The sequence below is a fragment of the Methanosarcina hadiensis genome (assembly GCF_046529725.1).
Taxonomy (GTDB): domain Archaea; phylum Halobacteriota; class Methanosarcinia; order Methanosarcinales; family Methanosarcinaceae; genus Methanosarcina; species Methanosarcina hadiensis.
Window position 1 is genome coordinate 1,447,765 of the sequence record NZ_CP136241.1, and the last position, 19,626, is coordinate 1,467,390.

Annotated in this window: 17 protein-coding genes, 1 tRNA gene and 1 pseudogene; 5 read left to right on the forward strand and 14 right to left on the reverse strand. The window is 40.8% G+C overall.

Annotated elements, in window-relative coordinates:
* Positions 1-38: 38 nt before the first annotated feature.
* From RSJ42_RS06175 to RSJ42_RS06210, 8 genes are all read right to left on the reverse strand, one after another.
* Positions 39-617 (reverse strand): FumA C-terminus/TtdB family hydratase beta subunit, encoded by a 579-nt coding sequence (locus tag RSJ42_RS06175; RefSeq protein ID WP_410509800.1) that lies wholly within the window; start codon positions 615-617, stop codon positions 39-41.
* The gene (locus RSJ42_RS06180) at positions 617-1,459 is read right to left on the reverse strand and encodes a fumarate hydratase (RefSeq protein WP_410509801.1); all 843 of its coding nucleotides are present in this window, start codon (positions 1,457-1,459) and stop codon (positions 617-619) included. The genes RSJ42_RS06175 and RSJ42_RS06180 overlap by 1 nt, the downstream gene beginning before the upstream one ends.
* A gap of 279 nt (positions 1,460-1,738) precedes the next feature.
* Positions 1,739-2,545 carry a DUF169 domain-containing protein gene (locus RSJ42_RS06185; RefSeq protein WP_410509802.1) on the reverse strand — a complete coding sequence of 269 codons (807 nt, stop codon included), beginning with the start codon at positions 2,543-2,545 and terminating at the stop codon, positions 1,739-1,741.
* Between the two features lie 138 nt (positions 2,546-2,683).
* Positions 2,684-3,355, reverse strand: coding sequence for a flavodoxin family protein (locus tag RSJ42_RS06190; protein WP_410509803.1), 672 nt, complete (start codon positions 3,353-3,355; stop codon positions 2,684-2,686).
* A gap of 246 nt (positions 3,356-3,601) precedes the next feature.
* A complete protein-coding gene (locus tag RSJ42_RS06195; RefSeq protein WP_410509804.1) occupies positions 3,602-5,092 on the reverse strand; it encodes a phytoene desaturase family protein in 1,491 nt (496 codons plus the stop codon).
* Positions 5,092-5,667, reverse strand: a complete 576-nt coding sequence (locus tag RSJ42_RS06200; RefSeq protein WP_410509805.1) for a TetR/AcrR family transcriptional regulator — start codon at positions 5,665-5,667, stop codon at positions 5,092-5,094. The genes RSJ42_RS06195 and RSJ42_RS06200 overlap by 1 nt, the downstream gene beginning before the upstream one ends.
* A gap of 309 nt (positions 5,668-5,976) precedes the next feature.
* On the reverse strand, positions 5,977-6,210 hold the full coding sequence (locus RSJ42_RS06205) for a DUF3006 domain-containing protein (RefSeq protein WP_410509806.1): 234 nt from the start codon (positions 6,208-6,210) through the stop codon (positions 5,977-5,979).
* 2 nt (positions 6,211-6,212) lie between these two features.
* Positions 6,213-7,646, reverse strand: coding sequence for an MBL fold metallo-hydrolase (locus RSJ42_RS06210; protein ID WP_410509807.1), 1,434 nt, complete (start codon positions 7,644-7,646; stop codon positions 6,213-6,215).
* A 367-nt stretch (positions 7,647-8,013) separates the two neighbouring features.
* Here RSJ42_RS06210 and RSJ42_RS06215 point away from each other — a divergent pair, with 367 nt between their 5' ends.
* Positions 8,014-8,508, forward strand: a complete 495-nt coding sequence (locus RSJ42_RS06215; RefSeq protein ID WP_410509808.1) for a hypothetical protein — start codon at positions 8,014-8,016, stop codon at positions 8,506-8,508.
* An 83-nt stretch (positions 8,509-8,591) separates the two neighbouring features.
* Here RSJ42_RS06215 and RSJ42_RS06220 read toward each other — a convergent pair whose 3' ends face one another.
* Positions 8,592-8,885: a hypothetical protein gene (locus RSJ42_RS06220; RefSeq protein ID WP_410509809.1), complete on the reverse strand. Its 294-nt coding sequence runs from the start codon at positions 8,883-8,885 to the stop codon at positions 8,592-8,594.
* 666 nt (positions 8,886-9,551) lie between these two features.
* Between RSJ42_RS06220 and RSJ42_RS06225 the strand changes: the two genes are divergently transcribed.
* A complete protein-coding gene (locus RSJ42_RS06225) occupies positions 9,552-10,523 on the forward strand; it encodes a hypothetical protein (protein WP_410509810.1) in 972 nt (323 codons plus the stop codon).
* 245 nt (positions 10,524-10,768) lie between these two features.
* On the opposite strand, the gene RSJ42_RS06230 is transcribed toward RSJ42_RS06225, so the two are convergent.
* Both RSJ42_RS06230 and cutA read right to left on the reverse strand, forming a co-directional pair.
* Positions 10,769-10,854, reverse strand: a tRNA-Leu gene (locus RSJ42_RS06230).
* 257 nt (positions 10,855-11,111) lie between these two features.
* Positions 11,112-11,417, reverse strand: a complete 306-nt coding sequence (cutA, locus tag RSJ42_RS06235) for a divalent-cation tolerance protein CutA (protein WP_410509811.1) — start codon at positions 11,415-11,417, stop codon at positions 11,112-11,114.
* 808 nt (positions 11,418-12,225) lie between these two features.
* On the opposite strand from cutA, the gene RSJ42_RS06240 reads away from it, so the two are divergent.
* Positions 12,226-14,046 carry a site-2 protease family protein gene (locus RSJ42_RS06240; protein WP_410509812.1) on the forward strand — a complete coding sequence of 607 codons (1,821 nt, stop codon included), beginning with the start codon at positions 12,226-12,228 and terminating at the stop codon, positions 14,044-14,046.
* A gap of 449 nt (positions 14,047-14,495) precedes the next feature.
* Here RSJ42_RS06240 and RSJ42_RS06245 read toward each other — a convergent pair whose 3' ends face one another.
* The 3 genes from RSJ42_RS06245 to RSJ42_RS06255 form a co-directional block, all read right to left on the reverse strand.
* Positions 14,496-14,729: a glycosyltransferase family 2 protein gene (locus RSJ42_RS06245; protein WP_410510329.1), complete on the reverse strand. Its 234-nt coding sequence runs from the start codon at positions 14,727-14,729 to the stop codon at positions 14,496-14,498.
* Positions 14,730-14,759: 30 nt separating this feature from the next.
* Positions 14,760-15,761, reverse strand: a complete 1,002-nt coding sequence (locus tag RSJ42_RS06250) for a glycosyltransferase family 2 protein (protein WP_410510330.1) — start codon at positions 15,759-15,761, stop codon at positions 14,760-14,762.
* Positions 15,762-16,452: 691 nt separating this feature from the next.
* Positions 16,453-17,856, reverse strand: coding sequence for an amidase (locus RSJ42_RS06255; RefSeq protein WP_410509813.1), 1,404 nt, complete (start codon positions 17,854-17,856; stop codon positions 16,453-16,455).
* Positions 17,857-18,336: 480 nt separating this feature from the next.
* On the opposite strand from RSJ42_RS06255, the gene RSJ42_RS06260 reads away from it, so the two are divergent.
* Together RSJ42_RS06260 and RSJ42_RS06265 are read left to right on the forward strand one after the other, a co-directional pair.
* Positions 18,337-18,603: a hypothetical protein gene (locus tag RSJ42_RS06260; RefSeq protein ID WP_410509814.1), complete on the forward strand. Its 267-nt coding sequence runs from the start codon at positions 18,337-18,339 to the stop codon at positions 18,601-18,603.
* Between the two features lie 56 nt (positions 18,604-18,659).
* Positions 18,660-19,597: pseudogene (locus tag RSJ42_RS06265) on the forward strand (IS5 family transposase).
* The last annotated feature ends 29 nt before the right edge of the window (positions 19,598-19,626 follow it).

Consider the following 19,626-nt stretch of genomic DNA (forward strand, 5'->3'; position numbering starts at 1 on the left):
AACTTATTCCGGTAAAAGGCTGTTCTTCCTGAGAAACATTATTTTTTAAGCTCTTCGAATGATCTTTCAGCTCTTTCCCTAACATCTGCAAAAATATCTTTTCCTTTTGCATCAATTCCTACAATGAGCGGGCCGAATTTCTCAACCCTGAGAACCCAGACAGCCTCAGGCATGCCAAGATCAGGCCAGTGGACGGTTTTTACCTCTTTTATCAGCTCTGCAGCAAGGGCTGCACATCCCCCTGTGTATGCAAGGTAAACGCACCTGTCTTTTAACGCGTCTGCAACACCTTTCATTCCGCCTTTTCCGATAATTGCCCGGACTTTGTGGGCTTTCAGGAGGGGAGGGGTCATTTTTGACACCCTGCCGCTGGTTGTAGGACCTGCTGATACCACTTTCCAGCCGGACCCGGTCTGCTGCATAAGGGGTCCGCAGTGATAGATAACTGCTCCTTCAAGAGAGAAAGGGAGTTTTTCTCCTTTTTCTTCCATTTCGAGAATCCTTGCGTGAGCTTCATCCCTGGCTGTAAGGATTTCTCCTGAGATATAAACAATGTCCCCAGCATTCAGTTTCTCGATATCTTCAAGTTTTAGAGGGGTGTGCAGGTAATATTCCATTATTCTTCCTCCCCGAATACGATTGAAGCGTGCCTGTTTGCCCAGCACTGGATGTTTACGGCAACAGGAAGGGATGCAGTATGGCAGTGAGCGGTCTTTATATGTACCGAAAGGGCGGTTGTGCTGCCTCCAAGCCCCATACAGCCGATGCCAAGGGCATTTACCGATTCCAGAATTTCTTTTTCAAAATCAGTCAGGGGGTTATCAAGAGGCTCAAGAAGGGCTTCTTTTGCAAGCCTGGCAGCCTTGTCAAAGGAACCTCCTATCCCTACTCCAAGAACAAGAGGTGGACAGGGCATTCCGCCTGCATTTATCACGGTTTCGAGCACAAAATTTTTGATGCTGCCTGTTTCGGTCGGATTAAGCATTCTAAGTGCGCTCATGTTTTCCGAACCTGCGCCTTTCGGAGCAACTGTGATCTTTAGCTGTTTTCCTGAAACAAGTTTCCAATGAATATCCGGAATTCCTGCTCCGGTATTGTTCCCGCTATTTTTTCTGGTTAGAGGATCAACAGCATTCGGACGGAGCGGGACTTCTCTGGTTGCGAGGGCAACTGCATCCTTTATCGCGGTTTCAATGTTAAAACCCGGCTGAAACTCAGTTCCGAGTTCGGCAAAAAAGATCATGATGCCTGTATCCTGGCACATTGGAACTCCGTGGTTTTTCGCAATCTCGATGTTTCTAAGGATTGCCTGGAGCTGGGACTTTGCAACCTGATTTTCTTCTCTGGCTTCAGCTTCCTTTAGAGCATCCACCACGTCATCAGGAAGCTCAATTTCTGCTTTTCGAAGGAGGTCTGCAATAGACCGGATAAAGTTTTCACGGCTAGTTTTTGGAGGCAAAAGATCACCAGTATGGCTAAATGAATGATAATAAATGATAATAATTAGAAGATAAGTGTCAGGAAAATAGAAAATAAACGCAGGAGGAGGAGTTTTGTTCCGAACAACTGGCGAATAGATTCTTAATTTGTGAGAATTGAGTTCTTTAATTAAATAAATTCCTGTCCCCTGCGCATGTCAGAACGGGCTTCTTTTTGGGCAGGCTTAATTCTATATTTGTATCCTTACCTTTGTATCATATCTTTGTATCCTGAATTTCAGATTCTCGCCCTGGTATCCTTACTTCTGCAAGTCTGAACCCGGCGGTTTTACGCTAATACGTTTCTCAGGATAAGCTATCCTGCTCCTTTTACAGATAAAAGACTCTTCGAGGTCGGCAGCCATCTGCCGTGCAAGTCCTGCAGGAATGCCCATAATCATTAATTCCGGAGGCAGCCAGGGGTTTCCCGTTGGGTCAACAGGTCCAACGAAAGCCGAGTCTTTTGGCGCGTTTTCTGCCATACCAGCCGGGAAAGCGATCATTGTAGAGCAAATAGGCCCTCCGGGTATTATTGTCCTGAAAAAGGGATCTGAGTTGCTAAATTGGGCAAGCCCGCAGAGGTTTCTGATCTGTTCACAGCCTGCAAACAGGATAAAGGCTCTGGCAGCTTCAGGTGAGATTTCATCAGTGCACGGTGCAATAACTGTGTATTTGCCCTGAGGAGTGATTTTTCCTGCGCGTTTTTTCTGCTCATCGAACAATTCAGGGGTCGCTTTTAAGTGTTCAGCTGCGCCTCCATGGAAATCCGGAGTGCCTACGGTTACAAAGTACTTCAATTTCGGATGCGGTTCGGACAGTCCCATCCATACCAGTCCGCCAGCACAGCAATGTTCGTGCCCGGCTTCAATATAAAGAGCAGGCGTTTCGTTAAACAGGGCGGAAATGTATATCGCCTTTGCAATACAGCGGTCCACTGTATATGATGGGACTGCACCCTGCGGGACCTCATCCATGGTATAAACATATAGAGGGCGCAGTTGCAGCCTTCCGGCTTTAGAAAGCTTTTTTCCCAGCTCTTCAACACTTAATATTGCAGCATTCCCCATTGCATCACTTTCCTTTAATCCTCTTTGAAAATCCAGTTTCTACAATTAATGCTTATTTTGTATTATCCTGTATCATTAGAGATTATTCTGTATTATTTTGTATCACTAATGCTTATTTCGTATCGCTTATCTCTGGTTTTACTCTTTAATCCAGCCTTTTTCTATCCAGTAGTCACAGTTATGAGTCCAGTGGTCTTTATGGGCAAGGATAGAATACTTGAACCCCTCTTTCCATGCCTTTTGTCTGGCTTCCTGCTCAGGGTATTGTCTTTTCTCTTTTATTGCTTCAACGAGGTCTTTGCCCATTTCACGCGACCTTTCAATTGCTGCTTCAATCTCTTCAGGCCCGCGGGACATAGAACAGCCCACGCCTCCTATAGAACTGCCTCCGCACTGTATTGTGAAATTGTTCATAATGTCAAGGATAAAATCAATTTCGTTCCCGCCTGCAGTTGTTAATGACATGCCGTATTTTCCATCAAAGAGCTGTTCATGGATCACAAGAGGGCATCTGTCAAAGGCTGTTTTGAGCTGGGCTGTTACGTTTGTTATATAATTAGGGCTGCTCCAGATTATGCCGTCTGCCTGCAGCAGTTTTGTCAGTAAAGCCGGGAAGTCATCTTTTATAGAGCATTCGCCTGTTTTATGACACTTATCGCAGGCTATACAGTATTTTATATTCAGCTTTGCAACATCAATAGACTCAACTTCGGCTCCTGCTTCTTTTGCTCCTTCGAGGGCTGCATCCAGCAGTTTTAACGTATTGCTGTTCCTGCCTCTCGGGCTTGATGATATTCCTACTATCTTCATGGTTTTCCCTCTCTTTATCTAACAGTCTTATGCAAAAATAACAGTACCGTATTTGATTAAAACTTTATTATTGTGTGTTTGGGGAAACTACAAAGATACGAAAAGGAAAAAAGCTAGAAAAAACAAAAGAAAAGTTTTCAAATAGATTTGTAACCCTCTTTTAACTTCTTTTTAATTTCACCATCAAGCTGAAAGGTTATGATAATGCTATGATAAATGAAGTAAGGTCAGTCATCTCCAGCCTGATTAAGAGCTTATAAAAGGCTTTTTTTCCTGTTTGCAAATCCTCATGATTGTGTCTTTTCCTGTAATGACTGCTACAGGCAGTCCCCCTGGAGGCTGCAGCCACTGGCCGGTTAAAAAAAGATTGTCCAGACCTTTTATTCTCCCGGTATGCGCCATCATTTTTCCCCTAACAGTAGGTAAAAACGACATGAAAGCTCCCCTGCAGGCATTGCAATACCTTTCATACGTTTTCGGCGTTGCAACATCGAGTATTTTGAGTTTTCCTTTCATCCAGGGAAAACGTGTTTCAATTGACTGGAGAACCGCTTTGCCTATTCTCTCTTTTTCCCGGTTATAAGCTTCGGAGTCCCGGGCGAGAGAGTCCCAGGCATCATAGTCTTTATGAAACTGGTTGATGCTGCAGGTGATCAGAGTGCAGCCTTCCGGAGCAAATGAAGGCTCATGCCTGTAGTGGGTTATCGTCAAACGGCTGATAGTAGATTGGTGCATATTAAATGGGGTTACCGGAAAAGACAGGCTTCGCGGAAGATCGCCAAATGTGCCTTCATAGCCCAACGCCACCAGAATTTGTGAGGCAAGAGGATAATCTTCAGGGTTGCTGTATCGCTTCTGGAAGTCGTGGTCCGGGTACTTGCCTTTAAGCAACCGTTCATAAAGTAAATGTGCGTCGCATGCTGCAATAACATAATCGGCTTCAAAGATTTTGCCGTTGTTACAGATAACCTGATGGACTTTTTTATGGTCTATGGTAAGTTCAACGGCTTCACACTGAGTTTCGATGGAGCCACCAAGGGAAAGGTAACGCTCAACCATGCGCATTGCCAGTGCTCTTGAGCCGCCACAGGGGATGGATGCCTGGCCCTTTGTAAAGGCAGCCAGGGCAAAGAAAAGGAATGAGGCACTGTAGTTTTCCGGTAGAAATGAAGAAAGGGTAGCCTGAAGTGCAGGGTGCTTAAAAGTACTGGCATAGTCCTTCAAGCTGATCCTGCCATATTTCTGCATAACTGTACCTGCGTCTTTTAAAGAAATCATCAACCGGATTCTTTGCATAAATGTCATTAAGTCTTCAGGTTTTTCGACGGGGGTTTCGTACGATTGGAGCTTTCTGGTTGTCTGGTAAAAGTCTTCAATAGCATCTTTATCCTGTGGGGACAGTTCAAGCCAGCTCGCCCTGAGCCGGTCAAGGTCGCGGTAAAGATGGACCGTAACGCCTTCGTGTTCAAATGCTAAAAAACTCTCAGGATGGAAAATCTCAACCCCATCCAGGGCGCCAGTTGTAACCCAGAGGTCGTGGATAGGTGTCCCTGCTTTTGTCCCAACAAGCCAGTGGATGCATCCATCGATATGATAGACCTGCCTGTCCCAGCCGGTGCATTCCCCGCCTAAACCGGGATTTTTCTCAAGGATAACACTCTCAAAGCCGTTTTTCCGGGCAAAGATGCCGGCACTCAATCCGGAAATACCCCCGCCAATAATAATTATTCTTTTCATTAATGCCCCTTCTTTTCTTTTGTTTGCTGGATAAGCAGGAGATCCTCCCCCATCTCTAGAAGCAATGTTTCAACTCCCTGTTCGTCAAGCCAGGAAGGCAGCTGACCATTAGCGACCATAACTGAAAGCCCTATTTGAAAGATCCGCATTTTTAAAAGCAAGTGCCTGCGTTCATTGTACGTCAAGCCACGCATACTTTCATCCTCAGCAAGAGCTTCGACCATAGCTTCCTGAAAGGTTTCATACGAAGCCATGTATGGGTTTTGCTGCATTACCAGTCCACGGAAAAAGACCGGGTATTCCCGTGCAAACGCTAAACTGGCTTTTCCTATGTTTTCAAAAAGGTCAGGCCCTTTTTGCTTTTTCAGCAGTTCATCCGAAAGGGCAAAAACACGTTCTACCACAGCCTTAACCAGGTCATCAATTGTTTCGAAATTGATATAGATTGGCGCAACCGAACAGTGAAGGCGTTTGGCCACGCTGCGTGCAGTGATTCCGGCAAAGCCTTCTTCTTTTGCTATGTTAAAAGCAGCATCAACAATGGTTTCTCTGTCAAATTTTGTTCTGGGAGGCATACATATCCCTTTCTGATAACATATGTTATATAACATATGTTATTTCTCGTTAAAAAAGGTATTTGTCAAGAGAAAAAATCTGGAATGCTGCAAAAATTAAAATTATGGAAAGGTAAGGGAAAAAACAGAGAATAACAGAGAATTAAGGGAAAAAACAGAGAAAAAAGTTTTGGATTAAGGTCAGATACGGATTTTACAGGCAAAGGAGATGACATGCTTGTTCTTTACTATGATTATCTACTATGATTATCTACTGATTTTAAGTATGCAAGTCCTCTTCTAATAAGGAGAATTAAAAAGATAATCCATCTATTTTCCCTGGTTTTTATTTTTAAGTTTCTCAAGTAAAGCCGATACTCTTTCTTTTGCTGCTTCTGTCTCCTGATCATCCCTGACAATGCTGATGTCAAAAATATCCCCTTCTTTACTCCCCGAGGGTAATAAAAAAAGAGGGATGTTAAGCTTTATTGACTCTTCATCCCTTAAAAGCAGTACAGCATTGCCGCCCTCTATTCGGTCGAGAGTTAATTTGAAGTTGCCCATCTTCACATCTCCAGTGAAGAGACCAGCTTCCCACTGTTATCAAAGAGGTATGCCGTATCCCCATCATTATTCCATATCGGGCTATTTGAACCCATGTATAGTTCGGTAGCTGTGTCTGTTCCCTCTCCGGTGTAGAGGGTTACTGTAGCCTGAGATTCCAGAGTGAAAGAAGTAAATGAATATGCGTGCTTGTTGCCATCGTCTTCAATCTTCCAGCCGGCCAGAGAGACAGGAGAAAATCCTTTGTTTGTAATCTTAACCCATTCATCCTTAAGGCTCAGGCCGCTGACATATACCGATGATTCTTGAGAGCCGGAAGCCCCTCTGATCTCGGATTCAACCTCTTCTGATTCGGTCTCTTCGGATTTGGCTTCCTGTGATTCGGTTTCCTTATAGCTGGCTATCTCCTGGTTTTCGCTTTCGGACCCGGTTTTCTGCGTAATTATAGTATAAGCAGATCCGTCTGTTGTGACTATAATTGAGCCGTCAAGATCGGTTCTGTAAACCCTGGAAGCTTTCTGCAGCCTTTCAAGGACTTCTGCATGAGGATGGCCATAATCATTACCTGCTCCGAGTTCTATTATGCTTACTTCCGGGCTCACGGCTGAAATAAAGGCTTCTCCACTGCCTGACCGGCTTGCATGGTGCCCTACTTTGAGAATATCGGAATCAAGGTCAGAACCTGCATTCATTAATCTTTCTTCGGTTTCAAGCCCTGCATCACCCATTAGCAGGAACGAGACTTCTCCATAGCTTACTCTGAGCACCACGGAGTTTTCATTAAGTTCATCTGAGTATTCGGATTCAGGGTTCAAAACTTCAATATCAACAGCAGGGTCAAATTCTATTTTTTCTCCTTTTTCGGCTACTTCAAAAGGAATATCCTTTTCATCGATGGCGGTCAGCATGTTCTCGTAGGTTTTTGAGGTATGCGGAAAACCACTGTCAATAAAATACCCGACCTCAAAACTGTTGAGCACTTCACCCATGCCGCCTATATGATCGGAATGGGGATGAGTTGCAACAATATAGTCGATGCTGGAAGCATTCTGATCCTGAAGGTATGCCGTAACAACTGAACCCTGGTCCCGTTCCCCTGCATCCACCAGCATGGTTTTTCCATCGTATTCAAGGAGAACTGAATCACCCTGACCCACATCAATAAAATGAACAGTCAGATTTTCACCGGCAACAGGACCTTTCCCTGAAAGCCCGTTTTCCTGGTCCGGTTCTGCATTTTCAGCCCGAACCTGAGCCTCAAACAGATCTGTTTCACCCGTCTGCTGTGAAACCTGCTGAGGCTCCTCAGCACCCTGATCATTTTCCTGTCCAATACAATTTATTCCCGCGATAACCATCAAAATAATAATTGTCCCAAAAATCCAGCGCAATAAGCCACTTCCTGGTGTTCTTCCTGCTTTTCCCAATATAATCACATCTTATTTTTTAAACAAACAATATAAATGGGTTTTATATTAATCTGCTCTTTTCAAACAGCTTCAGGGCAGAAAGCAGGCAATTAAGGCATAAAAATTCATACCAGGGAGAGGTAAATCTCTAATCTAACAAATCAGTTAAAAAGTCAATTAAAATGAGAATTCACTGTAAGTTTAAAGCATAAAAAAGAGCTTAAATCCTGGTTGGGTAAATCATTAATCTGATAGACTTCTGTTGCATACGTCTTTTCTGTTGCATACGTGCTAGATAATTTTTACTGAGGGTAAAAACTTTATATAAAAATACCTGAATTTAACCTGTGATAAAGATGAAAACCCCGACAGTCCTGTACCTTTTTTTTGTTTTGTGCCTGACCTGTGCAACAGCCTCAGAGCAACAGGCACAACAACGGTCAACCCTCACATAGGTAACACATATATGGTTGGCGGCGACGGCAAATTAATTACCCTTGTTAATTACAATAATGCAGCGAATACAACATACGCAAAATTAATTGAATTTATAAAAGCAGATAAAACGGACCAGAATCTGTATACTTCAAGATATGTCTGCTCCGATTTTGCAGAAGATGTTCATAACAATGCAGAGCGGGCAGGAATTAAAGCCGCATGGGTAACCATGGAGTTTACCAATGTTCCTGGACACTCCTGCAACGCATTTTACACTACTGACAAAGGGCTGGTATTTATTGACTGTACAGGTTCCCCAAAACAGACAGGCAGTTTCGACAAGCGGGTAAATTTAACAGTTGGAAAACCGCTGACCCCCACTTCCCTGTACCCACCGTATTATAAATGGTCGACTATGGGAACTGTTAAGAGTTATAGAATATTCTGGTAACTTACAAAATATCCCGGTAAAATGTTTTTCTTTCTTTTTTTCTTTTTATTTCTCTTTTTCACTTCTCTTTTTCACGAAAGGTATTATACATGCTCTGAAGCTGCATTTCGCAGGCAGGTTTCCCAGTCCTGCGGGTGTTCCATATTGTCACACTGCCACTCAAACTCACGCCTTGCAAGTCTGATAATTGTCCGCGCCCGCTTTAGAGGGATCAACTCTTTACCGATATCGCCTATATCAATTACATCCAGACAGCTTACAATTTCGATCGTAAAATCTTCAAGGCTCTCCGGTGGTATTGACTCTCCTCTCGCATGTATTTCCGCGCATTTAGCGAGATATTCCGCAATTACCTTGATCAGTTTTGTATCATTCATAATTCTAACCCCTTTGTGCGATAAGTGTTGATCCACTTTATTAGCTGCTATAAATGTGTGATAGGCTCAGCAGTGATCATAATATAAAATGAAGACAGGTATTCCTGAATTCAGCCAGGGTTAAAATGAAAATCTGTTTTCTGAATTCAGTTCAGGTTACCTTTCAAGTTCTTTTCTCGAGGGTAGTGCCTGTAACAGCTATTTAAATATGGTTTTTACTGATGTTTAAAGTTTTCTAAATTATGAGTATTATGATGGCAATTTCTGAATATTAATTCCTGAATGTTAGCATAAATATGGAGCCAGTGAAAGAGTCCTTATCAGCCCGCAGAGATAATATTTACTTTGCATTATTTATATTCTATATTATTTATACAGAGATGAAAAAGTTCTCTTTTAAGAATTTCTTAATTATAGCAGGTTAATTATCATAAAACTATAACTGATTGATATAATATTCAATGTCACTGTGAAAATAACAAAATCATATTCCTTTAAACAAAATCATACACCTTTAATATGATAATCCCATTAGTGGATGTTTAAAATACACGTTGTGAACACCTGAATTTTTTATTTGAGACTTCAGGATTAAATCTTATATTTTATACAAAAATAGTATCTGAATTGTTCTTAATATATATCAGAAAATTTTGAGGTTTTCAAATGGGATTGAAAATTTTATTACTCATCGCCCTTATGGTCTCAGTACAGGCGGTTGCAGGTTCCTCAAGTATGGATATTAAAATAAATCCAGAAAGCATGAGTTTCAATCTTTCTCCGGCAACATCTGCAGAGCAGTCCCTGTATGTAACAAACACAGGAAATGAGACCGTAACATACAGGATTTTCGTCGATGACAATACTTATGCGAGCTGGTTTATATTTTCTCCAACCTCTTTTGATCTGAAAGCTGGGGATACTGAGGAAGTTAAAGTTACACTCAACGTTCCTGCAACCTCAGAAACAGATATTGAAAGCAAAATAAAAATTTCATATACCACATTGGGAAAATCTACTGGAACAGAGGGTATAATTCCTGTTTATATAGAGATCTCTACCTCAGAAATAAGCTATTCTGAAAAAAGTTCTTCGGATAACAGTTCTTCAGAAGGAAGCGGGAGTTCTCCGGAGTCTTCAAACAGCGCAAAAGTAAAAGAGATATCACAGCAGATTGCCGCAAATGCCAGCAACTTAGTAGTTAATTCCAGAGACAACATTATATATGCAGGTGAAAATTTAAAAGGTTCTGCTGAAAAATGGGAGGAATCTGCAAACAGGGGTATTGATAACTGGAAGGATACCGCAAACAATAGAATTGATAATTTGGAGAATAAAGCAAACAAGAGAATAGATAATCTGGAGAATACGGCAAACAATAGAATTGATAATTTTGAGAATACGACAAACAATAAAATTGATAACTTGAAGGATACTGCAAACAAGAGTGTTGATAATGCGGCCGTAAGCCTTGATAAAGTAACAAGGAAATTTGAAGACACGAGCAGAGAAATTGAAGATAAAACAGAGAGGTATGAGGATTTTGATGTAGTTTATGAAGATACGGTCAGGTATATTTATAACTTAATAAAAATCTACGAAGCAAGAATCTTGACCTATTTAAATCGTGTGCTGTAAACCTTACAAACTGATGCTTTGTTGCAATAAGACTGATCCTCAAAAATACTGTTTCCTAAAAAGTCTTTGTAGAAACTCTAAACTCAGTATTTGTATTCGGTATTTGTATTCAGTATTTGTATTTAGTATTTGTATCAAGTATATGTAACATTATTCTTGCCGTAACTCAGAAGTAATGTAACAGCATATGGAAAAATTGACATAAATGTAACCTGAATGAAAAACAAGAGAATTCTAATAATTTTTGGTGCGGGAGAAGGGATTCGAACCCCTGAACGTCTGCACGAACAGATCTTGAGTCTGCCACCGTTGACCGCTTGGTTACTCCCGCGCTTTTTAGGAATCCAATTAGGTAAAGTTAAAACTAACATATAAAGCTAATCCTGTGAATTGACCAGACCTGCTAATTTTCAAGCCAGCTAAGAATTTAAGACGCGTTAATTTCATTTCCTGGCGCCAAACTCCCGGCTTCAGGCTTAAAAATTACCAAGGTTAAAAAGTTCCCTTTTTTCCCAGGAGTTTTTTAAGAGCTATTTAAGAGCTGTTTAAGAACTATTAAGAGCTGTTTAAGAGCTATTTAAGAGCTGTTTAAGAGCTGTTTACATGTACCCAGTCAAGATACTCCTGCTCACCTTTAACTTCCCAGAACTCGATTGCGGGCAGGTCGTAAGTATGAAGGAATCTTACGGTTTCTATAATTTCGTCAAGGCGGGAAGAGTCGGTCTTAACAAGCAGGGCGACCTCGTTCTGCTCTTCTACCTGTTCGTTCCATCTGTAGATTGAAAATATCGGAAACATATTAACGCAGGCAGCAAGTCTTCTTGCAACAAGTTCTCGTGCAATTTCCGATGCATTTTCCATACTTCCGGCAGTGATATATACAATTCCTATCATGAAACAGGCACCTCATACAAAGTTATTATAATAAAAAGTGTACTAGATATAGCTGAGTATCAATCCATTCAATTATTATCTATTTCCTGCGAACATAAAACATGACCCCTCATGATAATATGAAATTGCCCTGTAACCTCTAAAGCAACCCTACCTGCACGTCCAAAAAAATAATTCCATGAACCTTTTTATATAATTATGATGTATTATTACAGTACAGAGTTTCGTGCTGTATACAGAAGAACTAAAAACGTATTAATAATAAAATATCAGGGACTTGACAGCATCAATTATTTAATACCCCCTGCTTCAAATAATGTTATTTGAACGGCAGCCTTAAACTTTTAATACGGGCTGGAGGGGGCTCATGGCGCTGAACTCTTTATTTAAGATGTATTCTATATACAGTTACATCCGATTAATAGTCAATCAATTGTTTATTGATCGATTGATAGTTACCTTCTGGGGTCTAACCAGATGGTATTAATTACATTAATTAATCTCAATATGCGTTTAATCTAAATAGGACTTACGCGGTTGAACTGAAAAACAACAGCTCTAAACCTTCAAATGTCTAAATAGACGATTTAACTGCAGGGTCTATTGATCATGATTCTAATCCTCAAGTGCGTAAGTCCTACTAAAGAATCAATTATCAATTGCCTTGGGACCGTCAGTTTCCTTAGAACCGGCTTTCATTATATCCAATCACAAATTGATCAACACAATTAACATTAATCATTATTGATTTATCAACATCCACAATCCGGGCCTTTAAAGGCTCATCTTAATCATTCGGAGAATTTCCTTGAGTGGCACAAGCATTGTACTGGGTATTTTTTTAATGTACTGGTTCCTCGTTTCTATTCTTGATAGAAGGGGGACCCTGGAAAAGTATAACATAAGCACATTCGGACCTCTTCCAATCTTAATGATAAGGACAACAAAGGGTCTGAAGCTGCTGGATGTTCTTGCCCGCCCCAGGCGTTACTGGAGGGTTTTTGCGAACATTGGCATCATTATGATGTTTGCAGGCATGATTGCTATGTTCCTGGTCATAGCTATTTCAGACCTTGCTCTCTATACTTCGTTTCTGAACGACAGTGTACCCGAGCCTGGAAAGTACAATTCTCCCAGGAACATCCTGCTTATCCCGGGTGTAAACGAATTCATACCTTTCACCTGGGGTGTCATTGCCCTTATTGTTACGCTCGTAGTGCACGAGTTTGCCCATGCAATCCTGTGCAGGGTTGAAGACATAAGGGTCAAATCTATGGGTATACTTTATGCTATTGTGCCTGTAGGAGGGTTTGCGGAACCTGATGACGAACAGCTTTTTGGCAAAAAAGAAGAAAAAAAAGAGCTGCCTTTAACAGCCACGATTGAGGAAATCGAAGCCTGGGAACAGAGAGAAAAAGAAGAAAGAAAGCTAAAAGTAGCGAAAAACGAGGAAACAGCTTCATTTAATCCTGAAGAAACAAAACCCGTGCCGGAAGTGACTGCAACAAGGACCCAGAGAGCCCGTATTCTTGCAGCCGGTGTCATGGCTAATTTCTGCGTTGCTTTTATAGCCCTGCTGCTCTTTTTCGGGCCAGTGCTCGGGGCAATTGCTCCTCTCAGTGATGCCATGATTGTGGGCATAAACGAAAGTTCTCCGGCTCAGCGGGCAGGGCTTCAGGAAGATATGGTAATTACCCGGGTTGATGATACGACTGTTTCCACGGGCATGGATCTTCTATCCTACCTCGAAACAGTTGAACCCGGAGATTCTTTACGCATTTATGCCTCAAAGGATGACACAGTTTCGGTTTATGAGTTAAAGGTTCCTTCTTCTCCGGAAGAATGTTTCAGTGGAGTGCCTGTAGGAGGGATTGTAGAAGGAAGCCCTGCAGAGACGGCAGGGATTGAAACCGGAATGACAATGATCCGGATTAATGATACTCGAATGCAGAGCATTGCGAGCTTCGTAAACTTCATGGAAGGAACTGAACCGGGACAGACCGTAGAGGTGGAGCTGCTTCCCTCAGAAAACTATACTGGCGTTCTTACCGAAAACGGCACTGCTGTCTTTAATGTCCAGCTGGCTCCCCACCCGACAGAAGGCGAAAGCGGAGGCTTCCTTGGAGTTATATACGGAGGAAGCGGGATTCTTGAATGCCCTATGCTTGGAATGTCTATCTGGATGCCCCAGGCAAAGTTCTACCTTGAAGCACTCAAGCAGATTCCTTCCCTCCTTACCGAGCCGGTAGGCTGGATTCTCCTTTTCGGGCTTCCTATCTACGGGTTTGCAGGCGAAGGATTCCGCGGCTTTTCGGGTACGATCGCACAGTTCTATCAGCCTGTCGGATGGGCAGAGCCCCTTGGAGTTGGGATTTTCTGGATTGCAAATTCCCTGCTCTGGATAGGGTGGCTGAACTTTTATGTAGGCCTGTTCAACTGCCTGCCTGCAGTGCCCCTGGATGGAGGGCATGTGTTCAGGGACTATACCTATTCCCTTATGTACAGGTTCACAAGAAACGAATCAGTTTCCGAAAGGTTCTCAAATTCCATTACAGCAAGTTTCTCCATGCTGATCCTGTTCTCGTTCCTGTTTATGATATTCGGACCGTTTGTGGGACAGTGGATATGAAAAGCCTTGCCTGAAAACCGCTTAAAACAGAACAGCAACAAGATATCAAAGTCAAAATCTCTACTCAATTAGAAATCGGAAATCTGCCGGAAAGCTCAATTCAAACTATTTTCCGGCTTTTCTGGTTATTAAATCCTGATTTTTGCCTCTAACTCTTAAATTCTGATTCTTTTATTGATACTATTTCGTAAACGCCTGTGCCCGATTACGTTCTTCAGTTGTTTTTGTAAGCTGTGTTTGCAGTTTTTTCTGGAAAATTATTATTTTTTAAACAAAATTTATAAAACGCTGGAAAAATTGTTTTCTATAGTTGTTGAGAGAGTTGTACCAAGCAATATCTTTTTGTAAGCCAATTTAATTTCATTTCTGGTTAGAGGCTAAAAGCCAGATCTTTATCACCTGCTTCTATATTGTGCTTTGGGTCGTATCTGGCTTCACTAATGCCTCTGTTACGTGCTGCTGAAACACCCCGCATTCCTCTGGTTGATTAACCGAATTCTGGAATCACTATAACTCTTTACTGCATCTGCACTTTTATCTGTTGACCCGTCATTTACCACAATTATTTCAAAATCCTGAATTGTCTGGCTCAGGATGGAATCTAATGACCTCTTTACGTGTGGCTCTTTGTTGTAAAGAGGGATAACAACAGAAAATTTGGCCAGAATATTGCCCCCTGTAATATTCGGTTATGCGGGTAAATTTTTATTAGTTTATCCAGTACGTTTTATAAACTGCGTTTGAGGTTTATTTTCTGCAAAAATGTTCTCTTTAAAGTAAAATTTATAAAATTTCGGGAAATTGCTTTCGATGACTGATAAAATAATTGTGCTAAGCAGTATTTTTTTATAGGCTAATTTGATATCGCTCCTGGCAAGAAGCTTGAAAGCCAGATCTCTCTCACCAGCTTCTGCATTGTGTTTTGCAGTGCACATCTCCACGAATTTCATGTATTCTTTTAAATCCTTTATAATTCCACGTGGGACTTCACCAAGCTTAAGTGCCTCTTTTGCCGTTTCTAATAAAGGATGACCCTTGACAGGTTTTTTCTTGTAAGCAGCACCATTGACAACATTTTGATAATAAATAGCACATACCTTGCTGCTGTATGCAAACGGATATTTCAGGCCAATTCTGCCCCACATATCGATGTCTTCCCCCCACCAGTAACCGGTCTTAAATCCTCCAATTTCCGAGAATATCTTTTTAGGAACCGTTACAGAAGACGTATAAAATATATCTTTATGCGATATATCTTTCAGGTTTACTTTAAAAAAGTTTAATATTAGCCCTTCGTCTGGAATAACTTTTCTTAATTCTTTTTCTTTATCCATCAATACATTATCTATAAATTCTGTTTTCAATGAAGTTGCATACAGACCTGCATCAGGATATTTTTCTCTCAGCCTCCGGACTGTCTCAAGGTAATCCGGCGTCCATTCATCGTCCGCATCCAGAAAAGCTATAAGCTCGGATCTGGCTTCACTAATGCCTCTGTTACGTGCTGCTGAGACACCAGCATTCTTCTGGTTGATTAACCGAATTCTGGAATCACTGTAACTCTTTACTATTTCTGCACTTTTATCTGTTGACCCGTCATTGATAACAATTATCTCAAAATCCTGAAAGGTTTGGTTTATAACAGAATCTAATGCCCTCTTTACATGCGGTTCTTTGTTGTAAAGAGGTATAGCAACTGAAAACTTGACCAGAATATCTCACCCCTTTGCCCCTTTAAATATTATTAATACAGTCTTCTTGAGAAAATTATTGCATTTGTTCTTTTGATTAAAGCTGCAAAAAATCAGTTGTTTCGAGAAAATTAAAGGATATTTTTAAGCCATTTATATTATATTTCCCCAATAAATAATTTCCATTTTTACTAGAAAAGCTTTGTGCAATTTCAGGCTTGCTATTAGCATTTTTAAGGTTTTAATCAGGGTAAAGAAACTAATTAAGGAGAAATTCTGGGAAAGGGATATTAAGCCTTTTGACTTCTTTTATGGGAGTCACTATTCTCAGTTATGGATGCTCTCTGCTTGAGGCAAAGCGCCTGAGAGCCATTAATTCTGCAGATCTGGATGTTCATGTAGTTTTTTGCATGAAATGGCACCAAGCAAGAACAGTTTAGCTTATAACCTTCAGGAGCCTTTCAGGTTCTTGTGGATTTAGCGGTTATCAGCCTGTTGAAAGTGGAGATATAGAAATAAACGCTTTAGGTCCTGTCCATGAGTTATTGATAAAATCTGAAAAAACCCCGCACACTACCTGTGTTTGAGTAAAAACGTGGGGAGAGCCTTATGCTTGCGATTTTCAATAACTTCCCCCACGACAGGATTTAATAAGAACTGAAAATTACAGTCTCAGGCTAAAGACTACAGGAGCCAGGATGATTGTTAATGAGTCTCAGAACTGCGGAGGCTGCCAGCCACCCAGGACTTTCTCGATATATTGTACCACAGCCAGAGCAACATCTTCTCGCCATGGACGAGCCACCACCTGTACACCAATAGGCAGCCCTTCCGGGGAAGTACCGGCACGGACAACCGCAGCAGGCCATCCGGTCAGGTTATAAGTCATAGTATAGCTAAAAGCAGGAAACTTTTCGAACGAGGTTCCGTGATGCATAGCAGGATAGGCACACACAGGACAGATTATCACATCATAGTTCTCCATGAAAGAGAGCATTTTACTGCGGAATATGTCCAGCTGGATCATCAGTTCACTGAACTCAGCAGATGATCTGGCTTTAGAGTGGCATTCTTCTAAAATACCTTTTGTCCAGGGATGCATTTCAGTTGTCCCTGCAACCTCCAAGGACTTTTCAATCCAGTATCCTTCGTCTGCTTCAAATATAGCATTCTCGAACCAGAAAGACTGTTCAATAACGTCAGGTATGTCTTCTGTCACTGCCATGCCTGCATCTGAAAGTAACCGTGCGGTTTTCCTCACTACTTTAACTGTTTCCGGTGTGGCCGGTATGATACCGTTATCTGTGTAAACAGCGGCACGCAGTTTGTTGATCTCAACTGTACCGGGATCACCCAGTGGCATAGGGACGACTGAAGGATCGCGCCAGTCTACACCTGCAATAATTGGGAGTGTTAAAATCAAGTCTTCTACGAATCTTGCCATCGGTCCGGCCTGCCATAATGGAATTAAGTGACCAAACGGAGGCGGAAAGTGGCCTGTTAACGGCACTCGTCCTGCAGTCGGCTTGATGCCAGCTATGCCACAGAAATGGGATGGTAAACGAATGCTTCCCCCTGCATCATTGCCCAGACCTAACGGAGATCCGCCCACAGCAATAATAGCTGCTTCTCCTCCACTGCTACCTCCGGATGTACGCGAAAAATCGTAAGGATTCAACGTGCATCCATAAACAAGATTGTCGCTCTCATAGGCAAGAGCAAACTCTGATAGATTGGTTTTTCCCAGTAAGATTGCTCCTGCTGCACGCATTCGGGCTACAATGGTAGCGTCCTGAGCTGGAAGAAAGGACGAACGCCCTTCAGTTCCTGACGTGGAAATAATTCCTTTTGTCTCTGCATTATCTTTGATCGTGAATGGTACACCGTGAAGCGGACCTTTAATATCTCCCCGTGCAAGATCAGCATCGGCTTTTCGAGCCTGCTCCCGAGCCTCACTGGCTTGAAGCTGTACAATCGCGTTCAATTCAGGATTTACTTCTTCAATCCGCTGTAAGTATGCTTCAACCACTTCTTCAGAACTGATTTCTTTTGTACGAATGGCCTGTGCCAGTGAATTCGCAGATGCGTAGATGATTTTGTCCAGGAACTTTACCCCCATTATAAATTTATTACTTCCATTGATATAATTTCTTTGCTGATCTTACATTTCGTCCTGATTCCTGATGAAACTTGTTCTTTTTCTTTTAAATGGTCACGGAATGAATATTAATGTTGATGGAACCGGGCTCCACATTAAAGAAGGCAGGCCTTCACCGAATGAAGAACCTCAAAATACATATTTTCAGATTAAAGCTTGCAGGAGTCAGAAATGTTGTTAATGATTTTTCCTATATGCTGAATAAAAAAGTAGTTACCAGGGAAAAGAAAGTACATAGAGTTATGCTATCTTTTTGAAGGTAAGAGAATTATCCCACTATCTTTCAAGTAAAAAGAAAAAACTAAAAAGGAAAAACTGGATTTCGTTAAGCTTGAATATTAAGTTAAGAGAATTGATTCTTATGAAGTAAGGCAAAAGATTCTCAATAGATCTTATGTTGATTGGAAGAAATTAGGATTTTCTAAGGGGACTCTGCATTAAATGAAACAGAATGCAAAGTCAGATAAACCGTTTACTCTTAATGCTTATGTTTTGGAAAGGGTAAATGAGTGGGAAGCTCCAGTTTCTGGTCAAAAGCAGAAATTTATATGTTTTTACTGTAAAAATGTAAATTTTACAGGTAAAATTGTAAAACAGCTTGGAGAAGTGCTGCACAAAAACTTAAAGCCAGATAGATATAAATTGTATGCTAATCGGCTCTGTAGAAATCCTCTAAGTTTTATTTTTTCCCAAAAATATATAAAATAAAATATTAAAATTGCTCCTTATCTTTTGTCCCCACAAAAAACGAGGAGCAATTCCTATTGTCATCAAATAAATATATTAATTTTATTGATCTCAGTCTTAAAACGGTTCAGTCTTCCAGACTGAACCTTTACTCCTGTAAATATTCCAAACGTATTTATACTCAACATCAGCTTCTTGTTCTTGTTTTACTGAAGGAGTATATAAGTACAGACTATCGAGATTTTGTAGAGCTTATTGACCTCATGAGCAGTATAAAGGAAAAACTAGACCTTGATAAGATTCCACATTACACTACTCTTCAAAAGTTTATGTCCAGAATCCCTTCGTCATTATTTAACATCATTTTGTCAAAAACTTTACAGCTATTTTATTCACATGGAGAAAATGCTTCCATTACAGCAATTGATGCAACTGGGTTTACGAGTTCTTATGCAAGTTATTATTATTCTCGAAGAACAGGGAAGCTCCGTAGGAGCTTCCTTAAAACTTCAATAGCAGTAGATACTGATAGAAAAGTAATTTTAGGATGGAAAATAAGTCAAAAAACGGATCATGATACCAAGCATGCAAAAGCTCTGATAAGACAATCGAATAGAACAAAAAAATCTGAATGTTATGTCCTTGATAAGGGGTATGATTCTGAAAAAATTCATACTTTAATTAGAGAAGAAATAAAAGCAGACTCAATTATACCTTTAAGAGTAAGAAAAAGGAAAAAAATCAAAGGAAAATACAGAAAACAGCTACATTTTACCTTTGATAAAATAAAATACAATAAACGGAACATAGCAGAAACAACATTCTCTGTTGTCAAAAGAAAGTTCCGAGAAGTACTCAGGGCAAGAAAGTTCTACAACCAAATTAAAGAAATAAAAATTAAACTGATAGTGTATAACATAAACAAAAAAGTGGTAGAAATAACTTGCATAAATTAAGGATTTCTACAAAGCCTGCTAATCAGTTATTGATTTATATTTCAAAATCATTCATTTGATATTATCTAGTATTACATTCAAATTGCTC